Origin of the sequence: Streptomyces antarcticus (assembly GCF_026627255.1) — a bacterium.
Classification (GTDB): domain Bacteria; phylum Actinomycetota; class Actinomycetes; order Streptomycetales; family Streptomycetaceae; genus Streptomyces; species Streptomyces antarcticus.
In genome coordinates, this window is record NZ_JAPNLM010000080.1 from 1 (window position 1) to 1,274 (window position 1,274).

Below are 1,274 nucleotides of genomic sequence, written 5' to 3' on the forward strand. Positions count from 1 at the left end.
CTAGTGCGTTGTCCACGAACGTTGGCCGGGTCGGTCAGGCGGCTTGGGGCCGTGGTCGGCCCCAGCGCTGTTGGCGCTCGCTGCGGACCTTGGCGCGTTCGCGACGTTGGGCGGCCAGGACGTCGGGGTGTCGGGCATTCGCGTTGCGCCACCGCAGGTAGTCCTGCAGCTTCCGGGCCAGGGCCGGGTGGTTGGGGTGGTTGGAACCTCCCATGACGAAGTTCCGTAGGGGCCCGAACTGGGCCTCGATCGGGTTGGCCCACGACGCACTGGTCGGTGTCAGGCATAACTCGACCTTGTTTTTGCCCGCCCAGGTTCGGATCGCCGGCGTCTTGTTCGCCGACAGGTTGTCCATGATCACGTAGATGGGTGCGCCGTCGGGCCGGGCGGCACGGATCGACTTCAGTGCCGCGAGGCTGTGGTCACCGCCCTTGCGGCGCCGGGTCACGCCCCACAGCTGGTCGTCACCGATGGAGTAGCAGCCGTGGAAGTAGCGGATGCCGTGGGTGCGGTGGTAGGTCGCCGGCAGCCGGTCCGGTTTCTTCTCCTTGGCCCAGGAGGAGCCGTGGCAGGGACGGATCGACAGTGGGCCGAACTGGTCGAAGGCGAAGCAGCGATCCGGGAAATGCCTGGTCACGTGCTCAATGCGGTCGAGTTTGATGTCCTTGTCGGGGTCCTTGGACTCCTTCCAGGTCCGAGTGCGCTGGAAGGAGATTCCATGCTCGCGCAGGATCTGCCGCAGCCGTTCCCGGCTGATCTTGACTACCCGGACCCGGTTGCGGGCCAGGTAATCGGCGAGCTTGCGAAGACTCCAGTGCGTGAACGGACGCCCGAGTTGGACGGGGCGGGTCTTGGCCGTCGCCGTGATGAACTCTCGTTCCTCATCGCTGATCAGGCGGGGACGGCCTCCCGCCCACTGAGGGTCCAGGGCTGCCAGGCCCCTCTCGTTGAACGCGTGGATGACGTCCCGAACCGTGTCCTCATGAGCGGCGACCAGCCGGGCGATCGCCGTTACCGGGGTCCCGGACGCCGACGCCATGATGATCAAAGCCCGTCGAACCCGCACCGATTCATGTCTGCCACGCCGGACGATCCGCTGCAGCCGCTGTCCCTCGTCATCGGTCAACCGCCGTGCCCTGACCGGTTCTGCCATCCACGACCCCACCCTCAACAGCGAACATGTTGCCATCGAGAGTGAGGCTGACAGAACCAGCATCCCGAACACCAACCGCCCGGTCACCCAGCCCGGCGAACGTTCGTGGACAACGCACTAG

At 66.2% G+C, this 1,274-nt stretch carries 1 protein-coding gene; it reads right to left on the bottom strand.

Going from position 1 to position 1,274, the window contains the following annotated elements; genetic code table 11:
* Positions 1-34: 34 nt before the first annotated feature.
* Positions 35-1,153: an IS630 family transposase gene (locus tag OTB16_RS39105; RefSeq protein ID WP_267727709.1), complete on the bottom strand. Its 1,119-nt coding sequence runs from the start codon at positions 1,151-1,153 to the stop codon at positions 35-37.
* Between the last annotated feature and the right edge of the window lie 121 nt (positions 1,154-1,274).